This window comes from Bacteroides sp. OF04-15BH (genome assembly GCF_003477995.1).
Classification (GTDB): Bacteria; Bacteroidota; Bacteroidia; order Bacteroidales; family Bacteroidaceae; genus Paraprevotella.
Map to the genome: position 1 here is coordinate 1 of NZ_QUEM01000106.1, position 447 is coordinate 447.

The following is a 447-nucleotide window of genomic DNA, read 5'->3' on the forward strand; positions in this document are numbered from 1 at the left end:
CGGCTCGACATACTGGTGTCCTCGATTGAGTACGCTGGCAACATCATCCCGGTGGAACTCGCCGTGTTCGACACGGACGGGCAAAAGGGGCTGTCCGTCCCGTCCTCTATGGAGCAGGAAGCGTTCAACGAAGCTATGGCGAATATCGGAAGCGGGCTGGGTACAAGCATTTCCTTTGCCCAAAGTGCCGGGCAGCAGGTGGCTATGGACGTGACAAGGGGATTGCTGCAAGGAACGTCCGGCTACCTCGCCAAGAAGTTCCGAACCGTGAAAGTGAAGCTGAAAGCCGGGTACAGGGTGATGCTTTACGCCAAACAACAATAACCATTTTATCAACCGTTAAAATTTCAATTAGCAATGAAACAGATTTTTGTAATGTTCGCCCTCTTGCTGGGCGTGTGTGCGGCAAACGCACAAACCACTGACACCGTGAAGTATGCGGCTGGC

1 protein-coding gene is annotated in these 447 nt (G+C 53.2%); it reads left to right on the forward strand.

Features of this window, described 5'->3' with window-relative positions:
• Positions 1-324: conjugative transposon protein TraM (traM, locus tag DXA74_RS16050; protein ID WP_118261752.1), on the forward strand; the 324-nt coding region annotated here is incomplete at its 5' end.
• Positions 325-447: the final 123 nt, after the last annotated feature.